Raw genomic sequence first — 16,080 nt, 5'->3', positions numbered from 1 at the left:
CGGGATGTCGGGTAATCGCCGACAGGCCGTGGCCTGGTCCAGGTCAGGCGGCCAGGAGTCGACGCGCGATCGCGCGGGCGGTCTCGAACGGTTCGCGGAAGGTGCGCATCCCGACCGTCACGATCGCGCCCTCGTAGAGCAGCATGAGTTCGCGGGCGCGTGCTCCGGGGTCGGACAGGCCGGCTTCGGTGATGAGCTCGGCGAAGCGCTCCAGCAGCCACTGCTTCTGCCGCGTGACCTCGGGGAGGACGAGGCCGCTCGTCGCGTGGTCGGGGATCTCCGCGCGTGCGTTGACGGCGCTGCAGCCCTTGGGGCTGTTGTCGTCCGACCAGCCGATCGCCGCGTCGAAGATCGCGAGGACGCGGTCGATCCCGGGTTCCGGGTGCCGGGCGAGCGCCTCGTCGACCCAAGCGCGCCAGCGGGCGTCGCGATGCTGCAGGTAGGAGAGCACGAGGGCCTCCTTGCTGCCGAAGCGGTCGTAGAGCGTCTTCTTCGTGACCCCGGCCGCCTCCGCGATGGTGTCGACGCCGACCGCGTGGATGCCGTTCTCGTAGAAGAGCACGGAGGCGGCGTCGAGCACGAGTCGTGCGCCCGGCGTGAGGGGTGCGAGCTCTGGAGTGTCGACCGTCATGCGAAAACTATACCAGTCTGTATACTGCGGGAATGAGTAAACAGATCGGTATACCTGTGGTTCGCGCGATCCATGCGGTCATCGTCCCCCTCGCGGCGATCGGGTTCGTCCTCGCGTGGAGCTCCGGGTTCATCGTCGCGAAGATCGGAACCGAGGACGTGCCGGTGCTCACCGTGCTCCTCTGGCGGTTCGTCCCGCTCGCCGTGGGGCTCTCGATCGTGCTGCTGCTGACCGGGCAGTGGCGGAACGCCACCCGGGCTCAGGTGCGGTCGCAGCTCGTCATCGGCCTGTTCGCGCAGTTCGGCTACGTCGTGTTCGTCTACGCCTCGGTCGCCGTGGGCATCTCGACCGGGACGACCGCACTCATCGACGCCGTCCAGCCGCTCGTCATCGCGGCACTCGCCGGACCGCTGTTGCACGTGCGGGTTCCGGGTGCCCAGTGGCTGGGGCTCGGGATCGGCGCAGTCGGGGTGTTCCTCATCGTGCAGTCCCAGTTCGGCGCCTCGGACGCACCGCCGATCGCCTACGCCCTGCCCGCACTGGCCATGGTCAGTCTCATCACCGCGACGATCCTGGAACGGCGCTCGCCGCACCGATCCCCGGTCCTCCTCACGCTGACCGTCCATGCGACGGTGACCATGGTGCTCCTCGCGGTGCTCGCCCTCGCGACCGGTGACGCGATGCCGCCGGCTGACGCGACCTTCTGGCTCACGACGCTCTTCCTCGCGCTCGTCCCGACGCTCTCGGCCTACGGCCTTTACTGGTGGCTGCTGCGTCGCATCGGGGTCACGGTCCTCAACGCGCTCCTGTTCCTCGTCGCGCCGACGACCGCCGTCGCGGGTGCGCTCCTCTTCCGGGAGCCGTTCACGCTCCTGACGGCCGGCGGGTTCCTGCTCAGTGCTGCGGGCGTCGCCCTCGTGCTCGTGAGCGACGCCCGCGGTCGCGTCGGTGCCCGTCGGGTCAGTGCCCCGCCGGCCGCCGATCCTGCTGGCGGCGCATCTCCTCGGCCAGTGCCGGATTCCGCTCCGCAAGGTGTGCGGTGATGTCGTCGACCACCTCGGGCGTCTTGTTCTGACTGAGCTTCGCGCGGGCGTCGAAGCGGGTCACGCGCATCCGCAGGCCGACCGTCCCTTTCGCTGCGCGCCGGGTACCGGCCTCGTCCTGGGACAGGTGGCGGCCGTCCGGTCGGTGATCCTCGAAGTGGTCGGTGAGTCGCGAGAGCATCTCGTAGTTCTCGTCCTCGCTGAGGACCTCCGGCCTGCCGTACAGGTGCGCGGTGACGTGGTTCCACGTCGGGATCACCTGACCCTCGGGGTACCAGCTCGGCGAGACGTAGTCGTGCGGTCCCTGGATGATGACGAGGATCTCGTGATCCCCGAGCTCGTGCGAGCGCTCGTCCGGCCGGCCGAAGTGGCTGACGATCGACAGCTCGTCCCGGTCCTCCTCGAGGATCGCCGGGTAGTGGGAGGCGACGAGCCCGGTGCTCGCGGGCGAGACGAACGTCGCCCACGGGTGGTTGCGGATGAGGCGCTTGACCTCGTCGACGTCGGTCATCAGGTAGGTGGGGGTGTGGCGCATGGTGGGGTCACTTCCGGTCGAGACGGGTGCGGACGGCGAGGCCGGCGCACAGGATGACCGCGAGCCCGCCGAGCACGGTGGCCCAGTCGAGTCGCTCGCGGAGGATGAGGGCCGCCCAGACGATGCTCAGCACCGGCTGGACGAGTTGGATCTGGCTGACCCGGGCGATCGGGCCGATCGCGAGTCCGCGATACCAGGCGAAGAAGCCGAGGAACATGCTCACGACGCCGAGGTAGCCGAACGCCAGCCAGCTGACCGCGGGGGCGGTCGGAGGGTTCTGGACGACCGACAGCGCCGTGAGGGCGACCATGAGCGGTGCTACCACGACGAGTGCCCAGGAGATCGTCTGCCGGGAGCCCAGCTCCCGGGCGAGCAGTCCGCCCTCCGCGTAGCCGACGGCGGCCGCGACGACGGCTCCGAGGAGGAGGAGATCCGACCAGGCCATCGGGGCCAGGTTGCCGTGCTGAACGGACGCGAACAGCATCGCGGCGACCGCACCCGAGCCGGCGAAGATCCAGAAGCGGCGCGTCGGGTGCTCGCCGCCGCGGAGGACGGCGGCGACCGCCGTCGCTGCCGGAAGGAGGCCGATCACCACGGCGCTGTGGCCGGCCGGAGCGGTGGTCAGTGCGAAGGAGGTCAGGAGTGGGAATCCGACGACGACGCCGCCCGCGACGATCGCGACGCGAGCCCACTGCATGCCGGTCGGTCGCCGCGCTCGCAGTGTGGCGAGGGTGATCGCGGCGAGCAGGGCTGCGACGACCGCGCGCCCGGAACCGATGAAGAGCGGCGAGAGCCCGACGAGTGCGACCTTCGTGACGGGGACCGTGAAGGAGAACGTCAGGACGCCGAGGAAGCCCCAGCCGAGCCCGCTGCGGGATAACACTCGCGCCGGCGTCACGATAACGCTACTCTCTGGACTCATGGACAACGATAGCACCGGGCGGATCGTCGCCGCCATGACCGCTTGGATCGCAGCGGCACCTCCGGGTGCACGCGTGCCCTCCAATCGGGCGTTGACTGCCGAGTTCGCAGCGAGCCCCGTCACCGTCCAGAACGCGATGCGCCAGCTCGCCGGGCGAGGGCTCATCGAGAGTCGGCCGGGCGTCGGCACCTTCGTGCGAGCGGCTCGTCCGGCGCGATCGGTGGACTACGGCTGGCAGACCGCCGCGCTCGGCGCGCTGCCGTGGCGCTCTGGCGCCCTGTCCTCGGCGCAACGGTCGGTCGCACCCGCTGCGATCGCGATGCACTCCGGATACCCGGCCCGAGAATTGTTGCCCGAACGGCTGGTCCGTGCCGCGCTCGCCCGCGCCGCCCGCACCGATGTGGCGATGACCCGATCGCCGGCGGCCGGCTCGCCGGAGCTCCAGGCGTGGTTCGCAGCCGACCTCGCGGAGGCCGCACCGCCCGGGGTCACGCCGCCGACCGCGCGGGACGTCATCGTGATCTCCGGCAGTCAGAGCGGACTCAGCTCGATCTTCCGAGCGCTCGTCGGCCCGGGGCAGCCGATGCTCATCGAGTCGCCGAGCTACTGGGGTGCGATCCTCGCGGCCGAGCAGGCGGGCGTGACGCTGGTCCCTGTGCCGACCGGCCCCGACGGACCGGACCCGGACGTCGTGGAGCGCGCGTTCCAGGACACCGGTGCGCGGGCGTTCTACGCACAGCCGACCTTCGCGAACCCGACGGGTGGCCGATGGTCACCGGAGACGGGGGCCGCGATCCTCGAGACCGTCCGGCGGCACGGCGCGTTCCTCGTCGAGGACGACTGGGCACACGACCTCGCGATCGACGTCGATGCCCGGCCGCTCGCCGCGCTCGACGACGACGGACACGTCATCTACCTCCGGTCGCTCACCAAGAGCGTCTCGCCGGCGCTCCGGGTCGCCGCCGTCATCGCGCGGGGACCCGCCCACGACCGGATCCTGGCCGACCTGGCCGCCGAGTCGATGTACATCAGCGGGGTCCTGCAGGCCGCAGCCCTCGACGTCGTCACCCAACCCGGGTGGCGGTCGCACCTCCGTGGTCTGCGACCGCTCCTCCGGGCCCGGCGGGACCTGCTCGTCGCGAGTCTGCGCGAGCACGCCCCGACGACGCACCTCGAGCGGCTGCCGCTCGGTGGACTGAACCTGTGGTTGCGGCTCCCGGAAGGCACCGATGTGCCGCGCGTGGTCCGCACTTGCGAGAGCCGTGGGCTCATCGTCTCCGACGGCACCGAGTGGTTCCCGGCGGAACCCGCGGGGCACTACCTCCGGGTCAACTACTCCGGCGAGGATGCGGGTCGCTTCGATGAAGCGGCCCGCATCCTCGGCGGCGTCCTGAGGGACGAACGTGCCTGAAGGTGTGCAGGCGACCGCTCGTTACAGGTCGAGCTTCGCGTTGTCGCCGCCGTCGTAGGTCTCGCCGGTGACCTTCGACTTCACGAACGCGACGGCGGTCGCGATCTTGCCGCCGGGGCTGTCCCAGTACTCGGCGCTGTCGGCCGAGAACTTCAGCAGGCCGACGCGCGGGTCGGAGGGGCCGTCCGGGAACCAGGCCTCGACGACGCTGTTCCAGAGCTCCTCCAGCTTGGCCTGGTCCTCGACGAGTTCGGCGGTGCCGGCGAGCGACACCCACGAGCTGTCCGAGCTCAGCGTGACGCCGGCGTTCGGGTTGACGTCGAGCTGCTGCACCGCGGAGGCGTCCTTGCCGACGATGAACCACAGGTCGCCGTCGAACTCGCGCTCCTGCACGGTGAGCGGGTGGGCGACGAGCTTGCCGTCGAGGTCCACCGTGGTGAGCATCGCGAACCGGAAGTCCGCGAGCAGCGTGTTGAGGGTCGTGTGGGGGTCGGTGTCTCCGGCCATGGGGGATCTCCTTCGTCTCGTCGACCGGCCCCTCGGTGTCGGGGCGCCGGTCTGCGTGGCTCGCAGCCTACGACTCGCGGCTCCGACCGCACCTGGATGGCGCCGACCGTTGACGCGGGGCGGATCTTCTGCTCCTGCGGCGACTCCGGTCGTCGTGTCCGGTCGCCGTCTCCGGTCGCCGTCTCCAGTCGTCGTCTCCGGTCGCCCTATCGCACATCTCGCGCGCGAGCGCCATGCTCCTGCCGTTCCCGGGTGCGGTCACTACCCTGGACGCTTCACCACCGTAGGGAGAGACACATGAACACCTCATCGCTCACCAACCAGATCAACGAGGCGCTCGCGGCACTCGGCGGCGGTCCGTTCCTCACGACGAAGACCACCGAGAAGGACGCCACGACCACGGTCACCGGCACCCTCGGCGACAGCGAGATCCACATCGACTTCATCGAGGAGGGCAACGGCACCGAGGCGGAGAAGGACCACACGGTCGTCGTCCGCGACGCCTCGGGCAAGCAGATCGGCGAGGGGCGCGGCGACTCGACCTTTGCCGACGCCATCTCGGCCTTCGGCTGGGCGGGCGTGCTCGACGCCGTCAAGAACGGCTGATCGCGCCATCATGACCTCCAGGGTCCGGTCTCGTCCGCGTTCGCGGTGGGCCGGGCCCTGCGTCGTCTCCAGGGGGCACCCGTGACGCCGCGATCCGATGATGGACCGACCGAGGATGAGCACTGGTTCGTCGTGAACGGCAGGCACTGGCGCCGGACGGATCCGAGTCTGCCGTCGGAGCTCGTCGCGTCCCTGCAGTCCCATCTCGGCCGCGGGCGCTCCGGCGTCGGCGTCGCGAAGCGGGCGGGTGACGACGATGCGGTCGCTGCTGCCCGTCGACGCGTCGGCCTCGCGAAGCACGGGCTCGGTGAACGCGGTCCGAAGTGGTGGGAGGAGCCGGAGGCTGATCGGCTCGAGCGTGCCGAGGCGGCGCTGCGTGAGCTCGAGGCGCTCGACGAGTCACCGCCAGGATGATCCGGCCGGGCGGACGTGCTCTCCGCCCGCACTTGCGTTTTGATCAGTCTCGACATATCGTTTATCGATACCAACGACAATCGATATGGATGTGATAATCATGACCGACTCCACCGATCGCCCGACGCCGTCCGGCTTCGACCATGCAGCCTGGCAGGCTGCGAAGACCGAGCGCTCCACCCGCAACGACCTCGTGTCCGTGCTCGGAGCCGCCGTCTTCGCGGCGGGGGCCGTCGTCGTCACCCTCGTCCTCCGGCTGCTCGACGTCTTCGGTACCGACGGGACCCGCGTGCCCGTGTTCTTCGACGCCGTGGACACGGCCCTGCCGGGCGCGGCAGGAGCCGGCTCCTTCACGGTCGATCAGGGCACGGTCGTCGTGGCCGACCTGCCGGTGGTGACCCTCGTCTGTGTGCTGCTCGCCGCGATCCTGCCGGCGGTCGCGAACCTCGTGGTCATCGTCTGCGCGTTCCGCTTCTTCCGGCGCCTGTTGCGTGGCGATGCCTTCGCACCCGGGAACGCACGGCTGCTCTCGATCGCCTCGATCGCCATCCTCTGCGGGTGGATCGCGGACACCTGGTTCGGAACGATGGCGTCGAACGGCGCGCTCGCAGTGGCTACCGACGGCGCCGTCGAAGGAACCCCCTATCCGCTCACCTGGATCCCGGTGCTCGTCGCCATGGCGGTCGGCGGCCTTGCGATCGCGTTCCGTGCCGGTGAGCGCCTGCGCGCCGACACCGAGGGGCTCGTCTGATGGTGCCGGCGCCTGACGAGGACGTCGCGACCGGCGTGCACTGCAACCTCGACCGGTTGCTCGCCGACCGCGGTCTCACCCTCGCGCGGCTCAGCGAGCTCGTCGGTGTGAGCGTGGTGAACCTGTCGGTGCTGAAGAACGACCGCGCGAAGGCGATCCGGTTCTCGACCCTGACGGCGATCTGTCGGGTGCTCGACTGCACGGTCGGCGAACTGCTGGAGCTCGACGACGCGCGATGAGTCGCGTGGTCCCGGATCCCTCAGCGCCGCCGTTCGCGGAGCAGCAACTGCGTGAGGTACAGCCCGCCGACGACCACCGTGACGACGCCGACCGGCACCGTCAGCGGGATCAGATGCTGGGCCACGAGGTCGGATGCGAGGAGCAGGACGCCGCCGACGAGCCCCGTCGCCACCAGCGGGATGCCCGGCGAGCGGGTCAGTCGGCGTGCGATCTGCGGCGCGGCCAGGGCGATGAACGCGATCGGGCCGGCCACGGCGGTCACCGCGCTCACCAGTGCGACCGCGAGGCCGATGAGGATGGCGCGTTCGCGGGTGAGGCGCACTCCGGTCGCGGCAGCCACGTCGTCTCCGAGTTCCAGCTGGCGGAGCGGACGGGCGGCGAACGGCAGGACCGCGAAGAGCACTACGAGGCACGCGAGTGCCGGCCAGACGACGGTCGCGGTCGCGGTGTTGAGCGTCCCCGCGCCCCAGGCCGCCGCGAAGAGCGCGACGTCGAGGTCGGCCCGGAGCAGCAGCCAGCTGTTGAACGCGGCGAGCATGGCCGAGACGCCGATGCCCACGACGATGAAGCGGAAGCCCGACAAGCCCTGGCGGAGGGCCAGCAGGAAGATCGCGACCGCGGCAGCCAGACCGCCGATCAGCGACCCGGCCATCAACGCCGGCCAGCTGCCGCCGAGGAGGAGCAGCGCGATGAGCATCCCGGTGAACGAGCCGTTCGCGAGGCCGATGATGTCGGGGCTCGCGAGCGGATTCCGGGTGAGGGTCTGGAAGATCGCTCCCGAGACACCGAGCGCTGCGCCGAAGCCGATCGCCGCGAGCACGCGGGGGAGTCGCCAGTCGAGGACGACCGTGCGGGCCAGGCCGTCGACGCGTCCGGTGAGGACGCCGATCACCTCGTCGGTGGTCAGCGGGTAGTCGCCGAGCGCGAGGCCGGCGATCGCCGCGACGACGATCGCCACGACGACGGCGGCGCAGACGAGGAGGGTCCGTCGTGCCGGTCGGCGCCCGGTGATCGGACGTGCGGTCTCCCGATCCCGTGTCGTGCTCACAGGCCCGAGGCCGTTCTGCGTCGGGCGAGAGCGATGAGGACGGGCGCCCCGACGAACGCGGTCACGAGCCCGACGGGCATCTCGCCCGGGAGCACCGCGATCCGTCCGACGACGTCGGAGCACAGCACGAGGATGCAGCCGACGAGGACCGAACCCCCGAGGATGCGGCGCTGATCGCTGCCGACCGACCAGCGCACGAGGTGGGGCACGACGAGGCCGACGAAGGCGATCGGCCCGGCGATCGCGGTGGCGCCGCCGACGAGCAGCGTCACCGCGGCGAGCACCAGGATGCGACTGCGTGCGACGCTGACGCCCTGTGCTCTGGCGACGTCCGGGCCGAGGGCGATCGCGTTGAGGCTCCGCGCGCTCGCGGCTGCCAGGACGAGCCCCACGGTGAGGAAGGGCAGGACCGGCACGACGACGCCGAGGTCGCGTTCGAGCAGGCTGCCGGCGTTCCAGCCGCGCATCCGGTCGAACGCGTCGGGGTGCGTGATCGCGATCCCCGTCGTCAGCCCGGCGAGCACGGCGCCGAAGGCGACACCCGTGACGGTGAGGCGGGCGGTGGAGGACTGCTCACGCCCGCCGGAACCGATCGCGTACACGACGAGGGTGACGACGAGCGCCCCGCCGCAGGCCAGCCAGGCGATGTCGCCCGGCGCCCGGACGCCGAGGAACGCCAGGCCGATGGCGACCGCGAAGCCTGCCCCCGCGTTGACCCCGAGGATGCCGGGGTCGGCCAGCGGGTTCCGGGTGAACGCCTGCATGAGCGCACCCGCGACACCCAGGGCGGCCCCGACGGCCAGCGCCGCGACCGTGCGTGGCACCCGCTGGTCCCACACGACGAAGTCCGCCTCATCCGAGCCCGTGCCGAGGAGCGCCGCACGGACGTCATCCGGAGCGATGGGGTTCGCCCCGATGAACAACGACAGGAGGACGGCGACCGCGAGCGCCGCGACGCCCGCGAGCAGTACGACGAGCAAGCGGTGTCGCTGCGGCGCCCGCCGTCCCACCGAGGTGTCGCGGGCGGTCAGGATCGCGGTCGGTGTCGTCACGAACCGTCGGAGAGCAGCCGGTCGAGGTCGTCGAGGACGGCCATGCCGCCGAGGGGGCCGACGCCGGTGATCCAGAAGGACTGGTCCACGAGGTGCAGCTCGGGGAAGGCGTCCGCGTTCGCGGTGAGGGAGGCCGGCAGCGTCGAGGCGTCGTCTGGGTCGACACTGGTCACGAAGACCTGGTCGGCCTTCGCCTCGAGCACGCGCTCGGGGGAGAGGTCGAGGGAGATGTCCTCCCAGGCGTGTTCGGGCGTCGTGAACCCGGCGCACTCGAGGGTGCTGCCGGCGAAGGAGGTCGGGCCGTAGAGGGTCAGGACGCCGTCGCGCGGACGGATCAGCTGTGCCGTCTTGCCGGCGGTGTCGTGCTCCTTGGCGATCTCCGCACAGCGTGCGTCGTAGGCGTCGAGGAGCTCGTCCGCGCCGTCCGGGTCGCCGAGCGCGTCGGCGACGAACTGCACGTTGTCGCGCCAGGGGTCGGTCTGCGTCGCCATGAACACCGTCGGAGCGATCTCGGACAGCTGGTCGTACAGGGCCGAGTGTCGCGACTCGGTGCCGATGATGAGGTCGGGCTTCGCAGCGGCGATCAGCTGCACGTTCGGCTCCGCCACGGTCCCGACGGTGGGGATGTCGGCAGCCTGCTCGCCGAGGTAGGCGGGGACACCGGCGGTCTCGTTCAGCACCGCTGCACCCACCGGGGTGATGCCGAGCGCGACGGTCGTGTCGAGCTGCACCGGTTCGAGGACGACGACCCGCTTGGGTGCGTCGGGGATGCTGGTCTCGCCGTGGGCGTGCTCCATGACGTGCGTCGCGCTCGCCGCGGTGTCCGAGGGGGTCGAGGCGCTCGAGCTGCTGCAGGCGGAGAGGCCGAGGGCGGCGATGGAGAGGGCGGCGACGGCGACGAGACGTCGACGATCGGCGAGGGGGAGGGGCACGGATCACCTTTCGAACGGGTCGCGACGGACGCGACCGAGTAAGGCAAGCATAACCTTCATTCAGGCGTGGCTCTGGGCCGGGCGTTCCAGTAGCCCTGCCCATGGACGCGCTCCGGGTCGATCCCGTGGTCGGTCGTCGCAGCGCGCAGGAGGGGGATCCGGGTGCTCTCGGTCACCAGCCAGGCGGCGAAGTCGGTGCCGAGCGTCGCTGCCGACGACCCGTGTGTGCGGAGCCACTGTTCGACGCCGGCGACGAGCGCGTCACCGCCCGCCCGCGCGGCCCGTTCATGGACCTCGACCGTGTGGCGCTCGAGCAGCGGCCCGAGCAGGGCGGTGTCGGCGGGGTCGCCGAGCTCGAGGAGGACGTGGGCGCGGATGCCGTCGTCGAGGGAGCGCAGGATCCCGTGGACGGCCGGGAAGGCCGTCTCGTCGGCGGCGATGAGCACGGTCGTCGCGGTGCCGGGTGCCCACTGGACACCATGCGTCGGGTCGCCGCGACGGACGTCCGGTCCCGAGACGAGCAACCGGTCGCCCACCCGCGCCCCGAGCGCCCATCGACTGGCTGGACCGGCCGGCTCGTGGATGAACACGTCGAGGTCGACCTCCTGCTGCGCCGCCCTGACACGGTGGGCCGTGTAGCTGCGCATCACCGGACGGTCCGCGGGTGGGAGTGCGCGCCAGGCCCGCCGCCACGCGTGCTCCGGCAGGCCGCCGTGGAGTCCCTCCGGGTAGGCGCCGTCGTCTCCCGGCAGCAGGATCTTGATCCGCTGGTCCCGCTCGTACGGCGCGAAGTCGTCGAGGGAGGTGCCGGCGAGGGTGAGTCGGACGAAGCCGGGCGACAGCCGTTCCGTGCGGTCCACGACGGTGTCGAACAGGATGTTCGGCGAGTGCAGGAACGGGACGGGCATCGCATCGAGTCTAGGAGGACCAGCGCCTCGGTCCTGGCGGGGGACACTCGGCTGGGTAGGCTCGGCGCATGTCACTCGATCCGTACTACCGCGACCGCCTGAGCCTCTTCGACGGGTTCTCGAACGCCGATCGCGCCGCTGCCGGCGGCACGCTGGACGAGGCGTTCCAGGAACGACTCGCGGCCTATGGCGACGACGGGCCGTGGAGTCCACCGAGCGACGTGAAGATCACCGACGAGGTCGTCGACGGCCCGCACGGTGCGGTCCCGATCCGGCGCTACGTCCCGGCCGACCCCAGCGGCGTCGCCCTCCTCTGGGTGCACGGCGGCGGCTTCGCGGCGGGGACGCTCGACTGGCCGGAGGCACACGTCGTGAGCGCCGAACTGGCGGCGCGAGCGGGTGCCGAGGTCGTCTCCGTCGACTACCGCTTGGCGAACGGCACGACGCGCTACCCGGTGCCGCTCGACGACGTGCTCGCGGTCTGGGAGCAGCTCGACGACGAGCGGTCGGCCGTGCCCGGTGCGCGGACGGCCATCGGTGGGGCCAGTGCCGGAGCGGCCCTCGCGCTCGCCGCGTCACTCCGCAGCGATCGCCGCGCGGACGCCGTGCTGCTGGCCTACCCGTTCCTGCACGCCGTCGTGCCCGCCCTGCCCGCGGACGTCCTGTCCGAGATGGCGGTCCTGCCGGACTTCATGCGGTTCCCGACCGAGTCGGTCGACTGGATGGTCGAGAACTACGTCGGTCGGCTTGAGGACGTGCCCGAGCTCGCTTTGCCGGGAATTGTCCCCGTGACGCCGGACCGCCCGCCGCTGTCGGTCCTGCTCTCGGAGTTCGACGACCTCCGGCCGTCGGGGGAGCTGCTCATCAGGGCGTCGGAGGCCGCCGGTGCTCCCGTACGGAGCCGGCTGGAGCCGGGCGTCCTCCATGGCCACCTCAATCGCCATCCGGACGCGCCAGGCGTCTCCCCGTCGCTGGACTGGCTGGCCGACGGGCTGCGCGCCATGGGGACCCACGCCGGTTGAGTCTTGCGTGATCCTCGTCAGCGGGCATACTGGAGTCACGCTCCGTTCCCGAACGGAGTTCGGTTTTCGCTGCCGGCTCGCCTGAGCCCGGGTGATCCCGACGCCGCCCCACTCACCGACGAGGAACGGACCACCCATGAGCGAGCATAAATCCGCGCTGCCCTACCGCGACGCGACCCTGCCGGTGGAGGATCGGGTGGAGGACCTCCTCGGACGGATGACCGTCGCCGAGAAGGCCGGCATGCTCTTCCAGACGATGATCGCCCCGGGCCCCATCGACGAGGCCAACCCGCATATGGGGCTCGCGAGCGGCGAGCACATGATCGGCGAGCAGCTCATGTCCCACTTCAACGTCCTCGGCACCGCGCCAGACACGACGGCCCTCGCCGAGTGGACCAACGCCCTGCAGGAGCGCGCGTCGCGCACGCGGCTCGGCATCCCGGTCACGCTGTCGACCGACCCCCGCAACCATTTCACCGACAATGTGGGGACGGCGGCCCGTGCCGGCGCGTTCTCGCAGTGGCCCGAGACGCTCGGCCTCGCGGCGATCGGATCGGCCGACCTCGTCGAGGCGTTCGCCGACACCGCGCGGCAGGAGTACCTCGCCGTCGGGATCCGGCTGGCGCTCCACCCGCAGGTCGACCTCGCGACCGAGCCGCGCTGGTCCCGCATCGGTGGCACGTTCGGCGAGGACGCCGAGCTCAGCGCCGAACTCGTCGCGGGCTACATCCGAGGGTTCCAGGGTGCCGAACTCGGGCCACATTCGGTCTCCACGATGACGAAGCACTTCCCCGGTGGCGGGCCACAGCTCGACGGGGAGGACCCGCACTTCGCCTACGGGCGAGAACAGGTGTACCCCGGCGACAACTTCGACTACCACCTCATCCCGTTCCGCGCCGCGATCGCCGCCGGAGCCGCGCAGATGATGCCCTACTACGGCATGCCCGTCGGGACCGAACACGAAGAGGTCGCGTTCGCCTTCAACCACGGGATCATCACCGGGCTCCTGCGCGAGGAGCTCGGCTTCGCGGGCATCGTCTGCACCGACTGGGGGCTCGTCACCGACACGTCGATCATGGGACAGGACATGCCCGCGCGGGCATGGGGTCTGGAGCACCTCGACGAGCTGTCACGGGTCGAGCGCATCCTGCAGGCCGGCTGCGACCAGTTCGGTGGCGAGGCCCGCCCCGAGCTCGTCGTCGAACTCGTCGAGCAGGGACGTGTCACCGAGGATCGCATCGACGCCTCGGTGCGCCGATTGCTGCGCGAGAAGTTCGTGCTGGGGCTCTTCGAGCAGCCGTACGTCGACGCGGGCGCCGCGAGTGGGATCGTCGGGCGCGCGGACTCCGTCGCCGCCGGCGAGGCCGCACAGCGCCGCGCGTTCACGGTCCTGACGAACGTGGAGGCGACGTTGCCGGTGCGCTCGCCGCGTCCGCGGCTGTACCTGGAGGGCATCGATCCCGAGGTCGCGGGCGCGTACGGCGAGGTCGTCGCGGATCCGGCTTCGGCGGACGTCGCCCTCGTGCGCATGCAGACGCCGTACGAACCGCGGCCCGGCGGCTTCGAGGCCATGTTCCACGCCGGATCGCTCGACATCCCGGCCGACGAGGTCGAGCGGTTGCGGGCGCTCGCGCTGACGGTGCCGACCGTGCTCGACATGCACCTCGACCGACCGGCCATCCTCACCGGGGTGGCGGATGCGGTCGCGGCACTCGTCGCGAGCTTCGGCGGCAGTGACGCGGCGTTCCTCGACGTCGTGTTCGGTCGGGCGCTGCCGGAGGGTCGGCTGCCGTTCGATCTGCCGCGCTCGATGGCGGCCGTCGAGGCGAGTCGGTCCGACGTCCCCTACGACACCGAGGACCCGCTCTTCCGCTTCGGCCACGGCCTCACCTACCCCGGACGCTGAGCCGAGGCCCCCGCCCCGTCAGCGCTCGGAGCCGCGCAGCTCCAGACGCACGCCCAGGGTGTGGCTCACGGGCGGGCCCGCCTCGCCGGCGATGAGCGCCAGGAGGGTCTCCGCCGCGACCCGACCCATGAGCGCGACGTCCTGCGCCACCACCGACACCGCCGGCGTCACGAGCGGTGCCGCCTCGAAGTCGTCGAACCCCACGAGCGGAAGCCGTCGCCCGGCCATCGCGAACGCCTGCACCGCCCCGATCGCCGCCCGGTTGTTCGCGGCGAACACCGCATCCACCTCGCCCGACGCCAGGAACCCCTCCACGACCGCCGCAGCGTCCTCGACGGAGTGGGCGCCGTCGGAGACGATCGGCTCGATCGGACCCGTCCCCGTCGCGCCGCCGAGATCGGCCTCAGCCAGCGCTCGGTGGTAGCCGGCCAGGCGCTCGCGCATCGTGTACAACTCGAGTGAGTCACCGAGGAACGCGACCCGACGCGCACCCGCGGCGAGCATGGCCGCTGTCGCCCGGGTCGCTCCGCCAGCGTTGTCGGCGAGCACCGTGTGCACCTCGACCGACTCCAGCGGCCCGGTCGGTCGGTCGACGAGCACCATCGGGACGTGGACGATCGTGCTGGTGGCCCAGGCCGTCGTCGCCTGCCGTGGTGGCACGACGACGAGGCCGTCCACGCGCTGCGCGACGAGCCGGTCGACGAGGAGACGGTGCCGGTCGGCGTCCTCCTCGGAGCTCGCGGACATCAGCAGGTAGCCGTGTTCCGTGCACACGCGCTCCACCGAGCGGGCCAGGACCGAGTAATAGGGGTTCGCCAGGTCGCTGATGATGAGCCCGATGACCTTGCTGGACCGTCCGGGGCGGATGCTCGCGGCCGCCAGGTTGTGCCGGTAGCCGAGGGCTTCGATCGCCGCGCCGATCCGTTCCGACAGCTCCTGGTTGATGTTCGTCGCGCCGTTCACATACCGCGACACGGTCTTCAGCCCGACCCCGGCCGCCGCGGCGACGTCGTTCATGGTCGGGGGTCGGGAGCTGCGCATGCTCACCATCCTGGCGTATGGGGGATCACGCGATCGGATCGCCCGCCCCTGCGACCGCGAAGAGGCTGCTGATCCCGGGGCGGAGCCGGGTGATCTCGGCCGCCGTCGGACGGAGTCCCGCGATCGTCGCAGCGGCACTGGCGCCCGCGAGTTCGGCGGCTTCCGCCGGTGCGGCGCCGCGCGACATCGCGAAGAGCAGGCCGGCTGTGGATGCGTCGCCGGCGCCGTTCGTCGACACGAACGCGGGTGCGGGAACGGGCGGCGCGACGAGGTCGACGTCGGCCCAGGCCTCGGCGAGCGGTGCGAGCATCCGTCCGCCCAGACGCAGGCGGTCGACACCGGCGGATCGGAGCAGCAGGCCGTCCTCACCGGCCGAGATCGCCACGACGCCGGCACCCCAGGCGAGCAGGAGGTCCGCGAACGCCGCGGCTTGGGCCAGCGGTGATGCACTGGTCCCGGCCGGGAGACGGAGCGTGCCGAGCGCAGAACGCAGGTCGTCGACGCTCGGACTCACGATGTCGGTCATCGGCAGGGTGCGTCGGAGGATCGCCTCCCAGTCGAGATGGCCGACGGCGCTCGTGGGGTCGACGACGGCGAGGTCCATCGAGGTGGTCGCGCCGTGTCGGTGGATCCGTTCGAGGAGTGTCGCGAGGGGCGCCGCGTGGTCGGCGACGATCCCTGGGAGCAGCGGAGGATAACCGAGGTGGACGAGGTCCGCGTCGCCGACGGCCAGGTGCTCGCCGGTGAACACCTCGTTCGCGCCCGTGTGGTGCCAGAAGGTGCGGTCGAGGCCGGCTGGCTCGACGACGACGCTGTAGGAGGTCGCGGCGCGGTCGGTGACCTCGAGTGCCGGGTGCAGCCGCTCGTGCGCCGCGATGCGCGACGCGACGATCGCGCCGAGTTCGTCGTCGCCGACGGTCGCGTGGAGGCGGACCCTGCTCCCGAGATCGGCGAGGGCGAGGCCGGTGTTCGCGACGCAGCCGCCCAAGGAGATGCGGAGCGGGCCCGTGTCGATGAGGGCACCTGGATCGATGCGCGCGTTCGCGCTCAGCCCTGGCGACAGGTCGACGCAGATGTGACCGGCGACGACGATCTCGCCCATGGACCCTCC

At 71.4% G+C, this 16,080-nt stretch carries 18 protein-coding genes; 8 read left to right on the top strand and 10 right to left on the bottom strand.

Annotated elements, in window-relative coordinates; genetic code table 11:
• Positions 1-43: 43 nt before the first annotated feature.
• Positions 44-631 (bottom strand): TetR/AcrR family transcriptional regulator, encoded by a 588-nt coding sequence (locus QRN19_RS07005; RefSeq protein WP_285026026.1) that lies wholly within the window; start codon positions 629-631, stop codon positions 44-46.
• A gap of 32 nt (positions 632-663) precedes the next feature.
• Between QRN19_RS07005 and QRN19_RS07000 the strand changes: the two genes are divergently transcribed.
• The gene (locus QRN19_RS07000; RefSeq protein WP_285026025.1) at positions 664-1,674 is read left to right on the top strand and encodes a DMT family transporter; all 1,011 of its coding nucleotides are present in this window, start codon (positions 664-666) and stop codon (positions 1,672-1,674) included.
• Here QRN19_RS07000 and QRN19_RS06995 read toward each other — a convergent pair.
• Both QRN19_RS06995 and QRN19_RS06990 read right to left on the bottom strand, forming a co-directional pair.
• On the bottom strand, positions 1,592-2,209 hold the full coding sequence (locus QRN19_RS06995) for an FMN-binding negative transcriptional regulator (protein WP_285026024.1): 618 nt from the start codon (positions 2,207-2,209) through the stop codon (positions 1,592-1,594). The two genes, QRN19_RS07000 and QRN19_RS06995, sit on opposite strands and share 83 nt — an antisense overlap.
• 7 nt (positions 2,210-2,216) lie before the next feature.
• On the bottom strand, positions 2,217-3,131 hold the full coding sequence (locus tag QRN19_RS06990) for a DMT family transporter (protein ID WP_285026023.1): 915 nt from the start codon (positions 3,129-3,131) through the stop codon (positions 2,217-2,219).
• Here QRN19_RS06990 and QRN19_RS06985 point away from each other — a divergent pair.
• Positions 3,130-4,542: an aminotransferase-like domain-containing protein gene (locus tag QRN19_RS06985; protein ID WP_285026021.1), complete on the top strand. Its 1,413-nt coding sequence runs from the start codon at positions 3,130-3,132 to the stop codon at positions 4,540-4,542. The genes QRN19_RS06990 and QRN19_RS06985 overlap by 2 nt on opposite strands.
• 21 nt (positions 4,543-4,563) lie before the next feature.
• Here the strand turns inward: QRN19_RS06985 and QRN19_RS06980 are convergent, their stop codons facing one another.
• Entirely contained in the window at positions 4,564-5,049 is a 486-nt protein-coding gene (locus tag QRN19_RS06980) for a pyridoxamine 5'-phosphate oxidase family protein (RefSeq protein WP_285026020.1), read from the bottom strand.
• Between the two features lie 297 nt (positions 5,050-5,346).
• On the opposite strand from QRN19_RS06980, the gene QRN19_RS06975 reads away from it, so the two are divergent.
• The 4 genes from QRN19_RS06975 (at position 5,347) to QRN19_RS06960 (ending at position 7,059) form a co-directional block, all read left to right on the top strand.
• The gene (locus tag QRN19_RS06975; RefSeq protein WP_079706962.1) at positions 5,347-5,655 is read left to right on the top strand and encodes a hypothetical protein; all 309 of its coding nucleotides are present in this window, start codon (positions 5,347-5,349) and stop codon (positions 5,653-5,655) included.
• Between the two features lie 81 nt (positions 5,656-5,736).
• Entirely contained in the window at positions 5,737-6,069 is a 333-nt protein-coding gene (locus tag QRN19_RS06970) for a biopolymer transporter Tol (RefSeq protein ID WP_285026019.1), read from the top strand.
• Between the two features lie 100 nt (positions 6,070-6,169).
• A complete protein-coding gene (locus tag QRN19_RS06965) occupies positions 6,170-6,820 on the top strand; it encodes a DUF2975 domain-containing protein (RefSeq protein WP_285026018.1) in 651 nt (216 codons plus the stop codon).
• Positions 6,820-7,059 carry a helix-turn-helix domain-containing protein gene (locus QRN19_RS06960; RefSeq protein WP_285026016.1) on the top strand — a complete coding sequence of 80 codons (240 nt, stop codon included), beginning with the start codon at positions 6,820-6,822 and terminating at the stop codon, positions 7,057-7,059. Before QRN19_RS06965 ends, QRN19_RS06960 begins: the two co-directional genes overlap by 1 nt.
• A gap of 20 nt (positions 7,060-7,079) precedes the next feature.
• Here the strand turns inward: QRN19_RS06960 and QRN19_RS06955 are convergent, their stop codons facing one another.
• The 4 genes from QRN19_RS06955 to QRN19_RS06940 are packed head-to-tail and all read right to left on the bottom strand — an operon-like array spanning position 7,080 to position 11,000.
• Positions 7,080-8,108 (bottom strand): FecCD family ABC transporter permease, encoded by a 1,029-nt coding sequence (locus tag QRN19_RS06955; RefSeq protein WP_285026015.1) that lies wholly within the window; start codon positions 8,106-8,108, stop codon positions 7,080-7,082.
• A complete protein-coding gene (locus QRN19_RS06950) occupies positions 8,105-9,160 on the bottom strand; it encodes a FecCD family ABC transporter permease (protein WP_285026014.1) in 1,056 nt (351 codons plus the stop codon). The genes QRN19_RS06955 and QRN19_RS06950 overlap by 4 nt, the downstream gene beginning before the upstream one ends.
• A complete protein-coding gene (locus QRN19_RS06945) occupies positions 9,157-10,092 on the bottom strand; it encodes an ABC transporter substrate-binding protein (protein WP_285026013.1) in 936 nt (311 codons plus the stop codon). Before QRN19_RS06945 ends, QRN19_RS06950 begins: the two co-directional genes overlap by 4 nt.
• Before the next feature lie 56 nt (positions 10,093-10,148).
• Positions 10,149-11,000 (bottom strand): siderophore-interacting protein, encoded by an 852-nt coding sequence (locus QRN19_RS06940; RefSeq protein ID WP_285026012.1) that lies wholly within the window; start codon positions 10,998-11,000, stop codon positions 10,149-10,151.
• Between the two features lie 68 nt (positions 11,001-11,068).
• On the opposite strand from QRN19_RS06940, the gene QRN19_RS06935 reads away from it, so the two are divergent.
• Both QRN19_RS06935 and QRN19_RS06930 read left to right on the top strand, forming a co-directional pair.
• Positions 11,069-12,022 (top strand): alpha/beta hydrolase fold domain-containing protein, encoded by a 954-nt coding sequence (locus QRN19_RS06935; RefSeq protein ID WP_285026011.1) that lies wholly within the window; start codon positions 11,069-11,071, stop codon positions 12,020-12,022.
• Positions 12,023-12,158: 136 nt separating this feature from the next.
• Positions 12,159-13,928: a glycoside hydrolase family 3 protein gene (locus tag QRN19_RS06930; protein ID WP_285026010.1), complete on the top strand. Its 1,770-nt coding sequence runs from the start codon at positions 12,159-12,161 to the stop codon at positions 13,926-13,928.
• A gap of 18 nt (positions 13,929-13,946) precedes the next feature.
• On the opposite strand, the gene QRN19_RS06925 is transcribed toward QRN19_RS06930, so the two are convergent.
• Entirely contained in the window at positions 13,947-14,969 is a 1,023-nt protein-coding gene (locus QRN19_RS06925; RefSeq protein WP_285026009.1) for a LacI family DNA-binding transcriptional regulator, read from the bottom strand.
• A 25-nt stretch (positions 14,970-14,994) separates the two neighbouring features.
• Positions 14,995-16,071 carry a carbohydrate kinase family protein gene (locus QRN19_RS06920; RefSeq protein WP_285026008.1) on the bottom strand — a complete coding sequence of 359 codons (1,077 nt, stop codon included), beginning with the start codon at positions 16,069-16,071 and terminating at the stop codon, positions 14,995-14,997.
• Positions 16,072-16,080: the final 9 nt, after the last annotated feature.

The organism is Plantibacter sp. ME-Dv--P-122b, assembly GCF_030209375.1.
In the GTDB taxonomy this organism is placed as follows: domain Bacteria; phylum Actinomycetota; class Actinomycetes; order Actinomycetales; family Microbacteriaceae; genus Plantibacter.
Note: the sequence above shows the minus strand (reverse complement) of the source record. Positions and strands in the feature narration are given on the sequence as shown.

What these genes read in the sequence shown, in the direction of transcription:
- QRN19_RS06985 (WP_285026021.1), top strand. Translation starts at nt 3,130, where the DNA reads ATGGACAACGATAGCACCGGGCGGATCGTCGCCGCCATGACCGCTTGG.
- QRN19_RS06940 (WP_285026012.1), bottom strand. Translation starts at nt 11,000, where the DNA reads ATGCCCGTCCCGTTCCTGCACTCGCCGAACATCCTGTTCGACACCGTC.
- QRN19_RS06965 (WP_285026018.1), top strand. Translation starts at nt 6,170, where the DNA reads ATGACCGACTCCACCGATCGCCCGACGCCGTCCGGCTTCGACCATGCA.
- QRN19_RS07005 (WP_285026026.1), bottom strand. Translation starts at nt 631, where the DNA reads ATGACGGTCGACACTCCAGAGCTCGCACCCCTCACGCCGGGCGCACGA.
- QRN19_RS06925 (WP_285026009.1), bottom strand. Translation starts at nt 14,969, where the DNA reads ATGCGCAGCTCCCGACCCCCGACCATGAACGACGTCGCCGCGGCGGCC.
- QRN19_RS06975 (WP_079706962.1), top strand. Translation starts at nt 5,347, where the DNA reads ATGAACACCTCATCGCTCACCAACCAGATCAACGAGGCGCTCGCGGCA.
- QRN19_RS06980 (WP_285026020.1), bottom strand. Translation starts at nt 5,049, where the DNA reads ATGGCCGGAGACACCGACCCCCACACGACCCTCAACACGCTGCTCGCG.
- QRN19_RS07000 (WP_285026025.1), top strand. Translation starts at nt 664, where the DNA reads ATGAGTAAACAGATCGGTATACCTGTGGTTCGCGCGATCCATGCGGTC.
- QRN19_RS06920 (WP_285026008.1), bottom strand. Translation starts at nt 16,071, where the DNA reads ATGGGCGAGATCGTCGTCGCCGGTCACATCTGCGTCGACCTGTCGCCA.
- QRN19_RS06930 (WP_285026010.1), top strand. Translation starts at nt 12,159, where the DNA reads ATGAGCGAGCATAAATCCGCGCTGCCCTACCGCGACGCGACCCTGCCG.
- QRN19_RS06960 (WP_285026016.1), top strand. Translation starts at nt 6,820, where the DNA reads ATGGTGCCGGCGCCTGACGAGGACGTCGCGACCGGCGTGCACTGCAAC.
- QRN19_RS06990 (WP_285026023.1), bottom strand. Translation starts at nt 3,131, where the DNA reads ATGAGTCCAGAGAGTAGCGTTATCGTGACGCCGGCGCGAGTGTTATCC.
- QRN19_RS06935 (WP_285026011.1), top strand. Translation starts at nt 11,069, where the DNA reads ATGTCACTCGATCCGTACTACCGCGACCGCCTGAGCCTCTTCGACGGG.
- QRN19_RS06995 (WP_285026024.1), bottom strand. Translation starts at nt 2,209, where the DNA reads ATGCGCCACACCCCCACCTACCTGATGACCGACGTCGACGAGGTCAAG.